Below are 14,786 nucleotides of genomic sequence, written 5' to 3'. Positions count from 1 at the left end.
CCCTATCTGATTGCCGTGTTAGCGCGACCACTGCCATTAACAGCATCGTTTGCTTGTGAGGTTTGGCCCGTTCCTTCGATAAATCCTTGTGCAATATATTCGTCTGCGCGCTCTAGCCACATTTGAAGATTGCCTTCATCGTCCATGCTGGCTTCTGCTCTCACTGGTTCGCCGTTGTTGTTAATAATGATGCTCCCAGTCCATTGAAAACCACCGCCACCAGCGCCCCGGCCTTTTTTAAGGTTTTTTCGGTGGCGTGGGTCGTAGGTTGGAAGTATTTCTTCGTCGCGTTCTAATATCGCGGGGACTTCGTTTCTTTTTAAAGAGTCACTGAAATTATCTGATCCATAGCCCGCCATACCACCTGTGTGATAGGTCGGCATTCCCGTGCCTTGGATCGTTGAAATAATGCCTGATGTTGCAGATAACACGCTCGCCATTGCTGGAATACCAGCAGGCCACCCCAGCGCGGCCGCTTTAGCTACGCCGGTTTGAATCGCCATGATTGATTCAGCAATAGAGAAAGCTTTGCTTACAGCAAATAGTGCTTTATATGCGCCGGTCTGTTCACCACCAAATGTTTTAGCCAGATCAGCCATTGACCCGAACATGCTAGAAGCGGCTTTATACCGCGTCTGCATTCGAGCTGACTCAATCTTATTGATATTGTCTTGGTATTTTTTATGGTTGTTTTGGCTTAGCGTTAGATACTGATCTTCTAGCGCAGCCATTTGCGCCTTATTACTTTTTGACGCTTCGTATTCAGCAAGGAACCAATCAGCTAGCTTGCTTTGTCGCTCCTGCCATTGTTCATACTCTAGCTGGTCTTTTTCTAAAAACCCCTGCCGGATACTATCCATTTCTAAGCGGTGGCGCTCTAGTGCTTTTTCTTGCTCTGTCGGGCCTTCTTTTGCTGGCTTGCCTTTAGGGGGTAGTGCTCCGGCTGTGGCTGAATTTCGGTTAACGCTGCTGGCCATATCCTGCGCTAACGCTTCGACTCGCGCTTTGTTTTCTTGATACCAATTTTCAATGTTGTCAGAGGGCAAAGGCTCAGAGAGTAGCGCTCTAAACTCATCTACTGATCGCTTTAGTTCGCTGCGCGTTTGATAGGTGTCTTCTAGGTTGAATATTGGCGGGCCACTGATCGTGGTTAGTTCACGTAAACTGTCGGCCATCTCTTTAGCTGAGTCATTTACAAGCCCCATAGCATCCAGTGCTTTTAGTGTCGGCCAAACCATATATTGAACAATGTACGTGCCGAAATCATAAGCGGCACGTACCATTGCGTTCATGGCTTCCATTCCTACGAGCTTTAATTGCAGCCACGCAACCTCTACTGATTTTAAAATGAATGCCCAGCCTCTATAAGCATCACCAACATAGCTAACCCCTTTGGCTGTTGAGTAAATACCATCAGTCACAACTTTACTCATGCCGCCGTGTTCTTTCGCCATTCTGACAAACTCATCAGAGAGGCCAGCGATAACCGGCGCGAGTTGTGTTGTAATCTGTTGCTCAAATGCGGTGCTAGCCTTGGTCGCCCGCAAAAAAGCATCGTTAGCTATCTCAACCTTGGCGGCATCGACACGCGACAATGAAAGCCCTAGATCGTCGGCCTCTTTTGCCATAGCACGCAAACCATCTGCGCCACCAGCGAGCATGTTAACCATGCTTACGCCTTCGCGCCCGAACAGATTAAATGCAATTCTTACGCGCTCTGATTGGCTCTCTACGCCTTTGAACGCATCAGCTAATACATAGAGCTGCTCATCTGGTGTTAGCCGTCCTAACTCTTCAGCATCAAGCCCTAGCTGCCTAAGAGATTTTGCAGCCTCCCCCGTTCCTTGCTCAGCTTCAGCAAGACGACGAACCATTGCTTGAAGAGAGTTATCAAGTGACTTTTGCCCTACGCCCGTTAATTCTGCCGCATAGCGAAACTGGCTTAGCGACTCCGTACTAATGCCGATTCGGTCGGCAAATTTGGCGGTTTGATCAATGAGTTTTGATTGCTGCTTATAGATGAGAGTAAGGCTTGCAACGGTTGCCGCTGCCGCTACAGCTCCGGCTGTTTTAACCGTGTTATAGGCTGCTGAAACTTCACGCTTCCATTCATTAGATTTACGCTGTGATTTTTGCAGTTCACTAACAAACTGCGCAGAGTTGGCATATAGCGCAACCGTTAGCTTTGCTATATCTGACATATAAATCCTTTAGGTGCTACATCAAAAGCCGCTCACAGGCATTTACCTGCGCATCAACATCGTTAGTGTTTTCGGTTGTTTGTGGTTCGTTTTTCAGATTGAAATAAGCACGCCATAAGGCGATGAGTTCGGCATCTGCATGATAGATATCGCGTGGATCGGCTAGGCCCAGCAGTTCGCCCAGCTCAAAACAAACGCTTAAAGCCGGGTTGCTGGTTAGTCTTTTTTTGCTTCTTCGATACCTTCTGAACCACCAAAATTAACTTTCATTATTTTTGTGTATGCTTCACGCACAGATACGTGATCATAAGTGTTAAGCAGTTCTTCAGCTGTAACGCTTTCTGATAACGAAACACCGTCTTCATCAATAATCGATTCCAAAATAAACTGCGCCGATATTTTTTCTAACACCTGAGGATCATCGGTATCGTTCAGTTGGTTATTCACAAGCGCTACTTTCGCCGCTGATGAGCGCGCAACTTGATATGTATCACCAAAAATAGCGACGGTAAGCGGGGTCAGTTTAGCGGGGTTTAATAGCTTTGCTTTTAACGATTGTTTTTTCATGATTTTTTCCGAATATTAGAGAGGGGCTATTAAACGATCATGCCGCGGTTAATTGCGTTCTGCTTACCAGAAGCAACCAGCATCATCGGCTTACCTTTATCGAGCTCTTGGGTAGACCAGCCATTAAGCGCTACATTCATATCGGCAAAGCGGCCATTAGGGAATTCAATGCGCACGATAACGGTTTGATCTGCATCTGCCGCCGCTAAAAATGCTGTTAAATCATCGTCGGTAGGGTCATCAAGAAAGGCAAATTCTTTATCTTCACCGTCTTTCATATCGGCGATGTATTTTTTCTCGGTATCAATAAGCCGGTCAGCTTCAACAAAGCCGCCCTTTTTGCCAGTGGCACCAATCGCGTTTGCATCTTTTAGCAGCTTAAGATCAGCAGTTGCGGTGCCAAGCGGCCCCCATAAAAAACGGGTTCCGGCTGGCAGTTTTGCATAGGTACTAGGATCTGCGACGGACATAATGTTTATCCTTAATGGTTAATGAGTAAATCACGGTTGAATTGATAAACTTTGATGCCGGCCTCTGCATTGAGGATCTGATCAAAGCCACCTGTTGGCTGTATTTGCTGGACTGGATAGCCGCCTAAATCGCCAGTAAAATCATTTAGTTTCGTTCTGATAATCTCAGCGGCGGCATGGCCTTTGTCGGGGTCGTCGTGATAAACCGTGATTGAGTACGTATCGGCTTTTATGCCTGGGCTTTTTAGGTTGCCACTGATAGTGCCAGGGCTAATGCATCGATAAACACAGCAACGCTTTACACCTTCGGGACGCTCTAGCCAGAACGCATCCAGCTTTAGTTCGGCCTCAAGCCACGCGATTAAACCTTTTCCTATGTTCATCGTGCGTTTTTCCTGACGATTCGCTCTATCTCAACCGCTAATTTAGTACGCATACCATCAACAACTTGGTGCCGTTGGTCGAAAAGTGCAGGACGCATAAACGGGATGGCTTCTTGATGCTCGTTGCCATACTCTGCCGCTATCGCTTTTTGAGCATGTTTTTTTGTTGGTCCAACACGCACCGCTAGTGCATTATTTTTACCAGCTTTGCGCTTGTCGGTCTTTTTGGTGGTCATGCTGATTTTGTCGCGCATGTGCTCGCCCTGAGAATCATCATCAAAGGGGGCATTCGCTATCATCTGTTCTTTGACTGGCTTCATGGCCGCACGAGACGCACGACGTAATGCTGTTAGCCCATCTTCACCCCCTAGCGCAGCGAGCTGCCTCTCAAGATCATCTAGCCCGGTAATTTCCCAGCTTTCATTCATCATTACGGCCAGCCCTCGTTAACAACCTCTCTTAGCCGCTCTGTGGCATCATCTACTAGGGTGTTTTCGTTAATCCACATTTCAGCGACGGCGTTTTCTGTTTCGGCGGTTAGCTGTTTTTGCCTTTTTTGTGGGTCGGTGTCATCAACGCCAATCACTCTTAAAATTTGATTGCGCCAAATACCTATCCAATTTTTACCCACGTTGCGCCAACGCATTGTTATTAGGTGCTTTCCGGTGGCTTGGTCTTTTTCGCCGCTGTTATCTTCTGCAATACCTACCAGCTCAACCGCCGCCCACACCGTCCCTACTTTTTCAAATTTATGGGTAATGGGTGCGCCTGATTCTGTTTTGCCTGTGAGCGGCTTATAGAGCGTTATGCGCTGGTCGAGTTTTCCGGCATGTAAGCGCTTCATACGTTTAAAACCCTGTACGGTGAGAGCAATGCAGAAACGGAATACTCAACTTCTTTACTTGTGCCACTAAAGGCAACAGCACTGCGGTTTTCGTACCAATGAGCCACCAGCAATAAAATGGCCTGCTTCACCCCATAGGGGCATGATGAATTGCCGCTTTCATCTGTGTCGCCCACTTCAAATTCGATAGTGACCGGCTGCGGGTGTGTCGGGTAGGTGCTCGGCCAAGTGCTCAGCGGGATGACCGCACCCACCAGCGAAACTGAATCAACGTAATACTTTGTATCTGGAAACGATTGCTGTTCGTTGTTATGGTCGCGGTACTGAATAAAACTGACTGTTTTAAGGTTGGGGGTTAGCTCAATCTTATTAGCGCACCAATTACCAATGTAATGCAGCGTTTTAGCAGCAAAGTGACGCCCCGTGTGGTTTTCGCAGTATTCACGCGCCGTTGATATTAGCCCCTGCAACAATGTGTTTTCGTCGGTTATATCGCCATCTATACGGCATTGAGCTCGCACTTCTTCGAGTGTGACCGGTTCGGTTGTTGCAGGTTCTAGGGTGATAATTGGCATGGTTTACGCCTTTTCAGCCGCTTCTTTTTCTTGTGCGGCGATAAAGTCAGCCGCTTTTGTTTTGCTTTCTTTCGCCACTTTCAGCTGTTTAATAGCAACTTCAGCGCAGCGTTCACTTACCAAGTGTTCACCTTCTGCGTATTCGGTAACCGTGTTGCCATCTTCTGCATGAAGGAATGTTTTTTCTACAATAATGACTTTTGACATTTTAGTTTCTCCATAAAAAAGACCCCCGAAGGAGTCTTTTTTTTATCAGCCAGTATTAAACGCTTAGCGTAAGTACTTTAACCGCGTTAGAGTCGGTCAGCATGCCGCCTACTCGTTTTGTGGTGTAGAAGCCCACGTTTGGTTTGTTGGTGTATGGATCACGAAGGATTCGTGTACCGATACGGTCAACAATGGTGTAAGCACGCATGAAGTTACCGAACATCAGCGCGTTGGCATCCGCTGCCACAACCGGCATATCGTCATTCTCTGCGATGGCATAACCGAGCAAAGAGGAAGGCTGGCCAGCTTGTAAGCCAGGAGCCCACAGGTAAGCGCCTTGCGCATCTTTCAGGGTACGCACTTTATGCAACGTTGTACCCGCCATCATAAATTGTGAACCGTTGCGATAGCCTTTTTTCAATCCATAGATTAGGCTTAGCAAATCATCACCATCAAAGTTCCCAGCCGTTCCTGATTTGATGTTTTGGATACTGCCAAACGCTCGCACAGCATCAGCAGTAAGCGCTAACGTGTGCGCCAAGATTCCTTTTGGCTTATTGGTGCCATCACCCAACAGGAACGCAGAGCCTTCTTTTTCTGCAAACTCCATTGATACTTCATTGTTTAGCCATGCTTCAACATTGAAGAACATGTCATCAAGTGAAGTTTGCGTAGCTTGCGGGTTAGCGTAAATCTCACCCATTGAGGCGATAACCTGTGCAAGCGTTGGCGTGCCTGTTGCTGGGCGAGCATCATCTTCACCAACCCAACCGGAACCAGCGCCACCAAGATTAACCAGTTTTTTGTAATCAGAGGTTGATACGGTGATGCTGTTGCACACTTGACGCATTGGCGAATCATTGCGCATCAATTCAATGATAGTGCGGTCCAGTTCTTCTGGCACTGCAAAACCACCATCGGCATCAACCGTGGTATTAAGTGCTTTCTGCTCAAGTTCGCGTAAGCCTTCTTCACGACCTTTGCGCATAAACTGAGTAAATGCCTGTTTATGGGCTTCTACTTCTTTTGATACACCGGTTGCACCTGGGCGCTTTAAACCAGCTAGTTCTTTTTCAAGTGCGGTTTTGTATTCATCCAGATCAGACAGTTTGCCGTTCAGGGTTTCAACCTGACCAGCCAGTGCGCCTTTTTCTGATTCGATAGCGTCAAAACGTTTATCGTTCTTCGCTTTAAATTCATCAAACTGGCCTTTAATTTCTGAGGCTACAAGTTCGATATCTTTTAATTCAACAGGCATGATTATTTCTCCGTAAAGAGGTTGGAAAGTGTTTTAAGGGATTGCAGTGCTTTATCTGTGTCTGCGTCTCGCAGCTCCAGCGCACTAAAGCCATTAGCCATAAAGCTTTTAGCTTGCGAACGTGAAAACCCAACCTCTCGCAGGGTTCTCTCTATTTCACTAGGTCGCGGAATAGTTCCGTGATCCAGTGCATTTTTTACATTGGAAATACGTGCTTCATCGTTAGAGGGGAAGGTAACGAGTGAGACTTCCCATAAGTCGAGTTCTTTTAAGATGAAAGCGTCTTTTTCGCTGTCGTAGTCGTAGTCATTCAGCATGTAACCAATCGACATACCAGAAAGCGAACCGGCTTTCATATGGGCGTGTGCGCGTTTTGCTAACGGGTCATCATCCACCAGCAAGCGCCCTTTAACATATAAGCCGGTATCATCTTCTTTCATTTCGGTGTAGATACCGATTGGCTCGTTCATGTTGTGCTGCCACAGTAGCGCAGGTAACCGGCCTTTCTCTTTCCAAGTCGATAAACTTTTCTCAAACGCGCCACGTACAACAATATCCATTTGGCTATCTTTAACACCAAACACAGAGCCGTAACCTTCAAACTCGCCTGTGTCGCTTACGCTCTTAATGTTAAGGGCAACATCAAGCCTTTTCTTTGTCAGCATTGTTATTGCTCTCCGGTTGTGTAGTCATATTAAGCGGTGTTAGGTAAAGGTCACCGCCTTCACGCGGGTTCATATCTTCTAGTTCCCGGCAGTCATTAGGGCTTAAAATCCCCCAGTTAATGCCTTGCCCGTAGGATTCGAAACGGGCTTTTAGATTACCTCGCAGCAATGCGGCCGCATTGAACTTGGCATAATAGCGGCCTCTGTCTGACGGCTTGAGCAATCCGGTATTGATACGGCTTTCGATACGAGTCATGTATGAAACAAGCCCGTAGTTCACGAAGCTCAAACCCAACTCTTCAATGTTATTGAAAGAGGCTTTTTCTAGGTTAGCTACCAAGTGAGGAGGAACGCGATAAATAGCGCATATCTCATCACGTTGAAATTTACGGGTTTCAAGAAACTGTGAATCTTCAGCGTTTAAGCTAATCGGCTTCCAATCAAGTCCCATTTCTAAAATCATAGGTTTATGGCTGTTTGCCATGCCTTGATGGTTTTCTTGAAACTGGTCCCGAACGCGATTGAATGCCGGCTCTGATAACTGGTTTGCGGTTTGCAGTATTCCGGTAGGCGTTGCGCCGTTTTTAAACATTCTGGCGCCATGTTCTTCTGTGGCCAGCCCTAACGCTATCGCTTCACGCGCATACGCTACCGGGTTAAGGCCAACCAGCCCATCGAGGGTTAAGGTACGAACATGCCAAATATCATCTTGTGTGAGTGTTTCGGTTGTTCCGTCTTTAAATGTGACGGTATAAACCGGTTCGTAATTATCGCCGAGCTTTGGGGATACCCTGCCTGGGTCAATCGGTAGAAGCTCAACAACTTCGCCCATCACTTTTACTTTGTAGGCGTAAAAATTACCGCGCAAACATAGGCACACCATAAGCAATTCCCAAAACTCTTGGGCGGTCATGTAGTTATTGGGTGCGATGGTTAACAGCGAATAGAGTTTATGCTTTGTGGCTGGCGTGCGTGTGTTGTTGGTTTGCTCGAAAAGCTTACAAGGAAGCATGCCCATCGACTCAGAAAGCACACGGATACACGCGAAAACAGTGGTTAACTGTAAGGCTTGCTGGCCTGAAACGGCGCGGCCCGTGTAGGTGTCGTGTCCGTAACCAATAGCGGCGGCCAGCTTTTCTGGTGTATCTATGATTTGTGTCGATGATTTACGACCGAACCAAGAAAGTAAGCCCATTATTAAAGTGTCCTGATTCCGTATGTTTCGAGATGATCAGAAATGTCATCTTCGTGCGGCGTGTTGTGATCAAGCAGAGCCCGACCTATCGCCATGATGAGCGCTACTGCGCCATCTATCTTGTTGTCGTTTCCTTCTTTGACTGCCCGCACTATGTCGTCATTGCCGGGTAGGTATTTAGCGACTACGTTGGAAATACACCAGGTCATTATTGGGTTACCGTCATGATGAAACCGGCCTGTTTTAATGGCGGCTTCGAGTTCTTTCATGGGGTCGCTCATGTTGGTGTAGTTCTGCGTGATCGTTATCGCTTCTATGCCTTCATCCATTAAATGATGACTTAGGTTGGTTGCACCTGAAGGGTCGATTGCGATTGATTTGATCGGTGCGGTGTCGCGCATGCCTAAGACTTCGTGCAGTATTTCGCGGTAGTCAATCTCTGCGCCATCAGTAAGAATCATCAGATCCTTGTTAACCCATCCTTGGAAACGGTCGGCCATGCGCTTGTTGTCGGTATCAAAAGCGGTGTCATACGGTACAAAGAAGCGCGGCGCGACACAGTAGTAGTGAAGTTTGCTATCAATCTCTCGAGCGAATATCCGAGGGACTGAGTTCATGTCGAGTTTGCGCGCTAAATCGGCCCCTAAATAGCTATCTTCACCCGCGAACATTTCAGGCGTTAGGGTTAAATCCTCGCACGCTTTCCACTCTTCCATGTTGAAAAAGGCGCTTTTGCTGGATACCCATAAATCAAGATGTTTTGTTTTGAAGGTGTTGGCTAAACGTGGGTTTCGTATGGCGCGCTGTTGCTGATTTAAAAGAAACTCTTCACTAACAGAAACGCCCATATTTGGGTTAGCTTTGCGCAGTGCTTGAGGTGTGGTCCAATCGTCTTCAGGATCTACCGTATAAATAACACCAAAAAGCTCGTCGTCTGGTGTGGTGCCTTCGAGCATTTCTATCACTCGGCGGCGGTCATCATAACAAGGCCCAGCGATATCAAAGCCGGATGTGGTAATAGCCCATATCAACGGCTGATCACGCGCACCCATGCCTGATATCATCGTATCGTACAAAGCATTATCTTTGTGTTCGTGCCGTTCATCAGCAATTGCACATGAAGGCGAGGAACCATCGCCAGGATCACCTATCAGCGGTTCAAAGCGCGAATCATCAGCGGGTCTATTCAGGTTTTTAGCGTTTACATCGATACCGAAATAACTGGTTAAATCAGGAGTACGAAGGCACATCAACCGAGCAGGACGGAAAACTTCCCAGGCTTGCTTTTCTGTTGTTGCGCCGGCATAAACTTCTGCGCCTGCTTCACCATCTGCAGCGAACATATAGAGCGCAGCGCCGGCACCAATCGCAGACTTTCCGTTTTTACGCGGGATCTCTGAGTAAGCTTCGCGGAATCTTCTAAAACCGCTTTTCTTTATCTTCCAGCCAAACACACAACAAAATTGGAACAACTGCCATGGCTCAAGCTTTATTCTGAGTCGTTCACGCGCCCACTTTCCTTTCGTATGAGGAAGCTTTTGAACAAATACACAAACACGTTCAGCCGCATCACGATCAAAATTGAATTTAAATGATCTTGATTCCGCTGCTTTTAAGTCGTTGAGGTGTCGCTGGCATGCTAACTGTATATATCGACAAACAAGAATACGGCCACCAACAACATCCCGGGCGTATTTGTTCGCCGCGTTGACGTTGGGATAACTAGCCATGTATTAGAAACCCTCGAAATCATTCCCCTTTTCTTTGCCGCCTGTGCCCATTAATCGACCGCGTGATGCTGGATCAAGCCCAAGCGCTGCGCCGTACATTGTCATTTGTCGAAGTGATTCATTCTTAACCGTGCAAGCTGGGTTTTTCATTGGGCCGCCCGTAGCGCCCGCGACCACAAGACCGTTCTCAGTGATGTGAACTTCAGCCGCGCGGAAGGTTGAATAAGCAGAACAGAAGGCTTCGACGTTATGTAGATCGGTAACCGCTAAAACTTTTTCTTTACAGAGATGGGGAACAACTGTTTTCCACATGCCTTGGCCGAGCTCATCAAGCCAAACAGGAGGATCGATATTAGTAATCAGATCAAACTCAACAGCGTTATCGTTAGCGTTACGGCTACCAGAAAGCTGTTTTTTAGAATTCGGTTTTGGCTTTCGGCCACGACCAGGCACCGCTGATTTTCCGCCCATGATCATCACCGGTTTCAGTTTTTAATTTTAGACACATAAAAATGTGACCAAGGGGGACGGTGTCCGTGTGCGCAGGCTGTAGAGATTTACCCCGCCCCTCCCCTTGTGGGCGTGCGTGATACTCCACGCTTTGATTCCTTAGCGGTTTTCTCGTCGTGACAAGGCACACACAACCATTGAAGATTACTTATGTCTGACGAGCCGCCCTCGGCCTCTGGCACGATGTGATCACAGACAGAACCTGTCGAAATAATTCTCTTCAATCGACACAAGACACACAGCCCATCAGCATTAGCTTTAACTATGTCGCGCTTACGTCGCCAAGGTCTGCCGCCTCTACCTTTCCCTGAGTTAGCCCACGCCTTGCGCTCTGCCTTATGCGCGTGCTCATCACAGTAGCCGTGCTTATGTTGTGTTGTGTGACGGCATCCTTGCAGCCTGCATGCCTTCGGCGTCCGTGGCGGCATACTTTTACTCCTTAACCTTGCAGTCTTTAATTCGTCCGCTATTAATCTCACGAGCACATAGCAGGCGAGCATTACAAAGATCACTCGCTTCATGCTGGTCTAATCCCCACTCAAGTAATAACTGCTTACTGAATCCCATTGCTAATGGCTGATGGCAGTCGGCTAGGTATCGATCAGGGATCACTACACGCCGAGGGGTGAGCCAGTCCGTTAGAGCACAGGATGATACTGATAGACTCATCAGTAAGATCATTAGTGTTTGTATTGGTCGCATGCCGTACCGCCGCTTTGATCTGTTCTGCATTACGTTTAAGTACTGCCTCAACCTGCACTAAGCCATGATCAGCAGCATTAACAGCCGCTTGGTTGTCTTTGATATCCTTAAGTTCTTTTGCGATAACAGCCTTAGCCTGTAGCTCTGAGTAGATGAACCAAGCGCCACCGCTTAGCAAAAGCATAAGCATAAGCATAAGCATAAGAACAATGGTGGTCACCTTAGATGCGAGGAAACTACTTAGTAGTCTTAATGGCATAAGCTTCCCCTACGTTAGCGCCGTTATACACCATAAGGATGAGGGCTTGAGCTGACACCCAGTCCGCGCCAGTCATGCCGGAAGATAACAAAGCGGCATGAGAAACTAATGACGCGGTAGCAGCCAGCCAAAACTTACGGCTTCGATAACGATTGTCTGCGGTCATAACTCTATCCGTTGTTGTTCTTTATCAATCACGTATTCAGCGTGCGTATAACCCTCATCTTTAAAGTACTGACGTGTATCAGCAATCATTCGTGTGAGGTGGCCGTTACCCGGCTTTTGAGAGAGCGCAATGCATACATACATAGTGCGACTACCATCATTCGCCGTGGGCCTGTCCTCAACGGTAACAGTTGCTGCAAAAGAAGACTCATCAACAAAATCCAGCCGCAGCACATAACGAAAGCAGAGCGGGCACGAATGCCGCTTCTCAACAGTTGTTCTACCAAACGTTTGATAGCTGCCTTTGTAGTCGCTCATATATCACCACCTGGCCTTGCGCTGTCTAACATCTATATGTGTAAAGCTGTTATATGAACCAATGCCGCATTGGTTAGGATATTGAATATCGAGATGCCTACTTACTTCGCCCGCTGATATCCCCTTGACAACAATGTCAGCAGCAGCACAAAGCATGTGCTGTGACTTAGAGGAATTCGCTATGTAATTTGGGTTAGCTTTCTTTTGAACCGCTTCATTGTGGTCATAGCATCGACAACCGGAATTAATAGTGACCGGCTGGCGAAACCAATCCCTTAGATCTTGCAGCACAGTGATAAGCGCAGGATTCACATCATCCAAACCGCAGCCGCACTTGCAGGAAAACTCATTCCTGCTGAAATCTTTGCTTAGATCACCCATTACACCAGCACCGCCTTGATAGCATTAAGCAAACCAACCTCAGTAGCCATTGCATAAAGCACAGCGCCAAGCACAGTCCATTTAATCTGTTTCAATGAATTCTGTATTCCAACAAGCGCATTGCTGAGTTTATGGTGATCAGCTCGCAGCTCTTTGATAGCAGACGAATGCTCACCTACTTTCCATTCGAGCAGCTGTATCCGTTCGTCTGACATAAACATTCTCTAAATAGGAGGCACAAAAAAGCCCCGCATAAGCGAGGCTCTAAAAGACATATATGTACGGCAAGCTGAACGCGCAAATGGGATGCCACCCCAACCTATTTCAATCCATGCCTATCGGCCACCGTGCGGGATATGTCGCTGCGCACGCCTAACATTTGATGATCAGGCCGTTAGATAAACCCGAACCACAACAATAAATTTACATGACTCACCCCGCTGGATTAAGTTCTGTCGCGAAATTGCAGGCATAAAAAAAGAGAGCGCTTTCGCAACTCTCCTACAATACAAAATACAGTACTCTTTCAGCCCTGATAAATCAAGGCTCTAAATTAATAAATCAAAATAAATTATTAAGCAGCCTCAATGCTGCGTAAATCTACCAATTGTTTAATGAATTGAGCGCCTTTGCTCACGTTTGCTTGATACGACGAGCGACTAAGACCCACTATCGCGGCAATATCTGCTTGCGTATGGCTGCTTTTGCCGGTTGCTCGGTTTGGGCGAGATGATAAATAAACCTCAGCTATTAGACACCAATACGGGCTATCGCTATTTTGGTTTTTTAATAGTTTCATACATCCATCACACCACCAGCTATATTTACTAACAATAGGTTTTAGCATCGAATCAACCTTATTGACCATGTTATCGTCGTGCGCGCCAATACACCCATCACTGCGAGGCAGGCAGCCTTTGCAGATTATTAGCTGATTGATTATATTCGGAGCACCTCTGAATCCGATCTCGCTATTAATGGCATCTACAGAAAGCAGAGATATATGCCTATCTACTATTTCAATAACGTCACTATCCATTAATCACCCGCTAATCCATTGTCCGTCTACCGCCAAGCGCTTTCGATGCACCAGCATGAGGATGAAACTCTTCTAAAGGCTTCTGGTTTGCTTCTAACGCTTTAATCTTTATCTGTAACTGTTTTATCTGTTCCGTTAGCGCGTAGACCATTAAAACAGGATCAACCGCCTCTACTGTGTTTTTATCCAGTAGACCAGAACCATTACATTTATAACAAGGGTTTTTGCTGCCAAACAAACCGCTAATAACGCCCCCATGACATGCAGGGTTATCACAACGGATTAGATCAGGGATAACAACGGCTAAAGGTTTTGATTTTTCTTTCATCGGCGCTAATCCTTTTCTACAACTGTTGCCGGTAATTTCAGATAATCAGACACTTCAGCCATTATTGAATCTAGCCCTTTGCACAAAACAGCCTTGTAACCTTGCGCATTTAATTTTGCGAGCCACTCGCCCTGGCTTACTGAAACGGCTGAGTTTTTTGGTGGGGTGGCCTTAAACTCAATATACAAACCAAAATACCCACCCTTAGCGATAGCAATACACACATCAGGAACGCCCGCCTTTACGCCCTGCCTCTTAAGCCGAGCCCCTTCGGATTCGCTTCGATTCCCTCCATTAGGTGCGTGGTAGGCCATATTAAAAGCCGCTTTGTGCTGTAGGCGTAACCAGTTGAAGAAAACGGTTTGCTCATTCCCTTCCCAATCTATTTTTGGCTTACGGGGTTTAGATTTTTTAGCTGCTGGTGGAGCTGTCCATTTTTTCAACAGGCTTCACCTACTTGATAGATAATGAGCTGGTTATTTCGCATTCAGATACGTTTGATTTGCTTACATGGCTAATCATTGATGTATCAGTAAAGTCATTCCAGCTAAAGTTAACATTAGAAATCTTAATCCCATGTTCCTTTTCAATTGCTTCAACGACACGTGTTAGCGCTTTTTGAAATACAGTTTCTACACTTACTTGCACTGTTAGCTTAGCCATGCTGAATCTTCCTCATAAGCGTTTTACCGCCGTATTGGTGTTGTTGCTTAATTCTATGAGCGCACTCGGGGCAGAAATGCCCATGCTCGGTATAGTGGGTTGCTAACCTCGTCGGGTGCCCTGGTGCTTTACATCGCTGGCGACCATCTGAAACAGGGAGTATTTCAACCTCCATTGACGCTTTTAATGCTTGAAAAGCGCAAGCCACCGCTTTGATCGATTTATTAAAATCTGCTGCGCTCGCTGTAATGTTAAAACCCTTCAGCTCTCTCTTGCTCATACCGAAGCCTCGCTAGAAAGCAGCTTAAATACTAAACACCCTAAAA

25 protein-coding genes are annotated in these 14,786 nt (G+C 46.8%); all 25 read right to left on the bottom strand.

All coding sequences use genetic code 11. The features are described from left to right. Positions 1-2 precede the first annotated feature (2 nt). The gene (locus NEJAP_RS07345) at positions 3-2,201 is read right to left on the bottom strand and encodes a hypothetical protein (RefSeq protein ID WP_201349995.1); all 2,199 of its coding nucleotides are present in this window, start codon (positions 2,199-2,201) and stop codon (positions 3-5) included. Positions 2,202-2,417: 216 nt separating this feature from the next. Further along, entirely contained in the window at positions 2,418-2,768 is a 351-nt protein-coding gene (locus NEJAP_RS07340; RefSeq protein WP_201349994.1) for a hypothetical protein, read from the bottom strand. Positions 2,769-2,797: 29 nt separating this feature from the next. Next, a complete protein-coding gene (locus NEJAP_RS07335) occupies positions 2,798-3,238 on the bottom strand; it encodes a hypothetical protein (RefSeq protein WP_201349993.1) in 441 nt (146 codons plus the stop codon). Between the two features lie 11 nt (positions 3,239-3,249). Next, on the bottom strand, positions 3,250-3,621 hold the full coding sequence (locus NEJAP_RS07330; protein ID WP_201349992.1) for a hypothetical protein: 372 nt from the start codon (positions 3,619-3,621) through the stop codon (positions 3,250-3,252). After that, on the bottom strand, positions 3,618-4,052 hold the full coding sequence (locus NEJAP_RS07325) for an HK97-gp10 family putative phage morphogenesis protein (protein WP_201349991.1): 435 nt from the start codon (positions 4,050-4,052) through the stop codon (positions 3,618-3,620). Before NEJAP_RS07325 ends, NEJAP_RS07330 begins: the two co-directional genes overlap by 4 nt. Continuing rightward, positions 4,052-4,465 (bottom strand): head-tail adaptor protein, encoded by a 414-nt coding sequence (locus tag NEJAP_RS07320; RefSeq protein WP_201349990.1) that lies wholly within the window; start codon positions 4,463-4,465, stop codon positions 4,052-4,054. Before NEJAP_RS07320 ends, NEJAP_RS07325 begins: the two co-directional genes overlap by 1 nt. Further along, entirely contained in the window at positions 4,462-5,040 is a 579-nt protein-coding gene (locus tag NEJAP_RS07315; protein ID WP_201349989.1) for a head-tail connector protein, read from the bottom strand. Before NEJAP_RS07315 ends, NEJAP_RS07320 begins: the two co-directional genes overlap by 4 nt. Before the next feature lie 3 nt (positions 5,041-5,043). After that, the gene (locus NEJAP_RS07310) at positions 5,044-5,247 is read right to left on the bottom strand and encodes a hypothetical protein (RefSeq protein ID WP_201349988.1); all 204 of its coding nucleotides are present in this window, start codon (positions 5,245-5,247) and stop codon (positions 5,044-5,046) included. Between the two features lie 55 nt (positions 5,248-5,302). Beyond that, a complete protein-coding gene (locus NEJAP_RS07305; protein ID WP_201349987.1) occupies positions 5,303-6,505 on the bottom strand; it encodes a phage major capsid protein in 1,203 nt (400 codons plus the stop codon). Positions 6,506-6,507: 2 nt separating this feature from the next. Next, complete coding sequence (locus NEJAP_RS07300; protein WP_201349986.1) at positions 6,508-7,170, bottom strand: HK97 family phage prohead protease; 663 nt, start codon at positions 7,168-7,170, stop codon at positions 6,508-6,510. After that, complete coding sequence (locus NEJAP_RS07295) at positions 7,148-8,365, bottom strand: phage portal protein (RefSeq protein WP_201349985.1); 1,218 nt, start codon at positions 8,363-8,365, stop codon at positions 7,148-7,150. The genes NEJAP_RS07300 and NEJAP_RS07295 overlap by 23 nt, the downstream gene beginning before the upstream one ends. A 2-nt stretch (positions 8,366-8,367) precedes the next feature. After that, positions 8,368-10,095, bottom strand: coding sequence for a terminase large subunit (locus NEJAP_RS07290; protein ID WP_201349984.1), 1,728 nt, complete (start codon positions 10,093-10,095; stop codon positions 8,368-8,370). 3 nt (positions 10,096-10,098) lie between these two features. Further along, on the bottom strand, positions 10,099-10,566 hold the full coding sequence (locus tag NEJAP_RS07285) for a phage terminase small subunit P27 family (RefSeq protein WP_201349983.1): 468 nt from the start codon (positions 10,564-10,566) through the stop codon (positions 10,099-10,101). An 86-nt stretch (positions 10,567-10,652) separates the two neighbouring features. Beyond that, positions 10,653-11,033, bottom strand: a complete 381-nt coding sequence (locus NEJAP_RS07280; RefSeq protein ID WP_201349982.1) for an HNH endonuclease — start codon at positions 11,031-11,033, stop codon at positions 10,653-10,655. A gap of 4 nt (positions 11,034-11,037) precedes the next feature. Then, positions 11,038-11,217, bottom strand: a complete 180-nt coding sequence (locus tag NEJAP_RS07275) for a hypothetical protein (RefSeq protein ID WP_169565812.1) — start codon at positions 11,215-11,217, stop codon at positions 11,038-11,040. Then, complete coding sequence (locus tag NEJAP_RS07270) at positions 11,207-11,566, bottom strand: hypothetical protein (protein WP_201349981.1); 360 nt, start codon at positions 11,564-11,566, stop codon at positions 11,207-11,209. The genes NEJAP_RS07275 and NEJAP_RS07270 overlap by 11 nt, the downstream gene beginning before the upstream one ends. Continuing rightward, on the bottom strand, positions 11,544-11,732 hold the full coding sequence (locus NEJAP_RS07265) for a hypothetical protein (protein ID WP_201349980.1): 189 nt from the start codon (positions 11,730-11,732) through the stop codon (positions 11,544-11,546). Before NEJAP_RS07265 ends, NEJAP_RS07270 begins: the two co-directional genes overlap by 23 nt. Then, entirely contained in the window at positions 11,729-12,049 is a 321-nt protein-coding gene (locus NEJAP_RS07260; RefSeq protein ID WP_201349979.1) for a hypothetical protein, read from the bottom strand. Before NEJAP_RS07260 ends, NEJAP_RS07265 begins: the two co-directional genes overlap by 4 nt. Before the next feature lie 3 nt (positions 12,050-12,052). Continuing rightward, positions 12,053-12,430 carry a D-Ala-D-Ala carboxypeptidase family metallohydrolase gene (locus tag NEJAP_RS07255; protein ID WP_201349978.1) on the bottom strand — a complete coding sequence of 126 codons (378 nt, stop codon included), beginning with the start codon at positions 12,428-12,430 and terminating at the stop codon, positions 12,053-12,055. Further along, the gene (locus NEJAP_RS07250; protein ID WP_201349977.1) at positions 12,430-12,645 is read right to left on the bottom strand and encodes a hypothetical protein; all 216 of its coding nucleotides are present in this window, start codon (positions 12,643-12,645) and stop codon (positions 12,430-12,432) included. Before NEJAP_RS07250 ends, NEJAP_RS07255 begins: the two co-directional genes overlap by 1 nt. A 359-nt stretch (positions 12,646-13,004) precedes the next feature. Next, on the bottom strand, positions 13,005-13,469 hold the full coding sequence (locus NEJAP_RS07245; RefSeq protein ID WP_201349976.1) for a hypothetical protein: 465 nt from the start codon (positions 13,467-13,469) through the stop codon (positions 13,005-13,007). 10 nt (positions 13,470-13,479) lie between these two features. Then, the gene (locus NEJAP_RS07240) at positions 13,480-13,797 is read right to left on the bottom strand and encodes a hypothetical protein (protein ID WP_201349975.1); all 318 of its coding nucleotides are present in this window, start codon (positions 13,795-13,797) and stop codon (positions 13,480-13,482) included. 5 nt (positions 13,798-13,802) lie between these two features. Next, entirely contained in the window at positions 13,803-14,240 is a 438-nt protein-coding gene (locus NEJAP_RS07235; protein ID WP_201349974.1) for a VRR-NUC domain-containing protein, read from the bottom strand. Between the two features lie 10 nt (positions 14,241-14,250). After that, positions 14,251-14,460 (bottom strand): hypothetical protein, encoded by a 210-nt coding sequence (locus NEJAP_RS07230; RefSeq protein ID WP_201349973.1) that lies wholly within the window; start codon positions 14,458-14,460, stop codon positions 14,251-14,253. Continuing rightward, complete coding sequence (locus NEJAP_RS07225) at positions 14,453-14,740, bottom strand: hypothetical protein (RefSeq protein WP_201349972.1); 288 nt, start codon at positions 14,738-14,740, stop codon at positions 14,453-14,455. Before NEJAP_RS07225 ends, NEJAP_RS07230 begins: the two co-directional genes overlap by 8 nt. Positions 14,741-14,786 lie beyond the last annotated feature (46 nt).

Origin of the sequence: Neptunomonas japonica JAMM 1380 (assembly GCF_016592555.1) — a bacterium.
Taxonomy (GTDB): Bacteria; Pseudomonadota; Gammaproteobacteria; order Pseudomonadales; family Balneatricaceae; genus Neptunomonas; species Neptunomonas japonica_A.
Note: the sequence above shows the minus strand (reverse complement) of the source record. Positions and strands in the feature narration are given on the sequence as shown.

What these genes read in the sequence shown, in the direction of transcription:
- NEJAP_RS07345 (WP_201349995.1), bottom strand. Translation starts at nt 2,201, where the DNA reads ATGTCAGATATAGCAAAGCTAACGGTTGCGCTATATGCCAACTCTGCG.
- NEJAP_RS07340 (WP_201349994.1), bottom strand. Translation starts at nt 2,768, where the DNA reads ATGAAAAAACAATCGTTAAAAGCAAAGCTATTAAACCCCGCTAAACTG.
- NEJAP_RS07335 (WP_201349993.1), bottom strand. Translation starts at nt 3,238, where the DNA reads ATGTCCGTCGCAGATCCTAGTACCTATGCAAAACTGCCAGCCGGAACC.
- NEJAP_RS07330 (WP_201349992.1), bottom strand. Translation starts at nt 3,621, where the DNA reads ATGAACATAGGAAAAGGTTTAATCGCGTGGCTTGAGGCCGAACTAAAG.
- NEJAP_RS07325 (WP_201349991.1), bottom strand. Translation starts at nt 4,052, where the DNA reads ATGATGAATGAAAGCTGGGAAATTACCGGGCTAGATGATCTTGAGAGG.
- NEJAP_RS07320 (WP_201349990.1), bottom strand. Translation starts at nt 4,465, where the DNA reads ATGAAGCGCTTACATGCCGGAAAACTCGACCAGCGCATAACGCTCTAT.
- NEJAP_RS07315 (WP_201349989.1), bottom strand. Translation starts at nt 5,040, where the DNA reads ATGCCAATTATCACCCTAGAACCTGCAACAACCGAACCGGTCACACTC.
- NEJAP_RS07310 (WP_201349988.1), bottom strand. Translation starts at nt 5,247, where the DNA reads ATGTCAAAAGTCATTATTGTAGAAAAAACATTCCTTCATGCAGAAGAT.
- NEJAP_RS07305 (WP_201349987.1), bottom strand. Translation starts at nt 6,505, where the DNA reads ATGCCTGTTGAATTAAAAGATATCGAACTTGTAGCCTCAGAAATTAAA.
- NEJAP_RS07300 (WP_201349986.1), bottom strand. Translation starts at nt 7,170, where the DNA reads ATGCTGACAAAGAAAAGGCTTGATGTTGCCCTTAACATTAAGAGCGTA.
- NEJAP_RS07295 (WP_201349985.1), bottom strand. Translation starts at nt 8,365, where the DNA reads ATGGGCTTACTTTCTTGGTTCGGTCGTAAATCATCGACACAAATCATA.
- NEJAP_RS07290 (WP_201349984.1), bottom strand. Translation starts at nt 10,095, where the DNA reads ATGGCTAGTTATCCCAACGTCAACGCGGCGAACAAATACGCCCGGGAT.
- NEJAP_RS07285 (WP_201349983.1), bottom strand. Translation starts at nt 10,566, where the DNA reads ATGGGCGGAAAATCAGCGGTGCCTGGTCGTGGCCGAAAGCCAAAACCG.
- NEJAP_RS07280 (WP_201349982.1), bottom strand. Translation starts at nt 11,033, where the DNA reads ATGCCGCCACGGACGCCGAAGGCATGCAGGCTGCAAGGATGCCGTCAC.
- NEJAP_RS07270 (WP_201349981.1), bottom strand. Translation starts at nt 11,566, where the DNA reads ATGCCATTAAGACTACTAAGTAGTTTCCTCGCATCTAAGGTGACCACC.
- NEJAP_RS07265 (WP_201349980.1), bottom strand. Translation starts at nt 11,732, where the DNA reads ATGACCGCAGACAATCGTTATCGAAGCCGTAAGTTTTGGCTGGCTGCT.
- NEJAP_RS07260 (WP_201349979.1), bottom strand. Translation starts at nt 12,049, where the DNA reads ATGAGCGACTACAAAGGCAGCTATCAAACGTTTGGTAGAACAACTGTT.
- NEJAP_RS07255 (WP_201349978.1), bottom strand. Translation starts at nt 12,430, where the DNA reads ATGGGTGATCTAAGCAAAGATTTCAGCAGGAATGAGTTTTCCTGCAAG.
- NEJAP_RS07250 (WP_201349977.1), bottom strand. Translation starts at nt 12,645, where the DNA reads ATGTCAGACGAACGGATACAGCTGCTCGAATGGAAAGTAGGTGAGCAT.
- NEJAP_RS07245 (WP_201349976.1), bottom strand. Translation starts at nt 13,469, where the DNA reads ATGGATAGTGACGTTATTGAAATAGTAGATAGGCATATATCTCTGCTT.
- NEJAP_RS07240 (WP_201349975.1), bottom strand. Translation starts at nt 13,797, where the DNA reads ATGAAAGAAAAATCAAAACCTTTAGCCGTTGTTATCCCTGATCTAATC.
- NEJAP_RS07230 (WP_201349973.1), bottom strand. Translation starts at nt 14,460, where the DNA reads ATGGCTAAGCTAACAGTGCAAGTAAGTGTAGAAACTGTATTTCAAAAA.
- NEJAP_RS07225 (WP_201349972.1), bottom strand. Translation starts at nt 14,740, where the DNA reads ATGAGCAAGAGAGAGCTGAAGGGTTTTAACATTACAGCGAGCGCAGCA.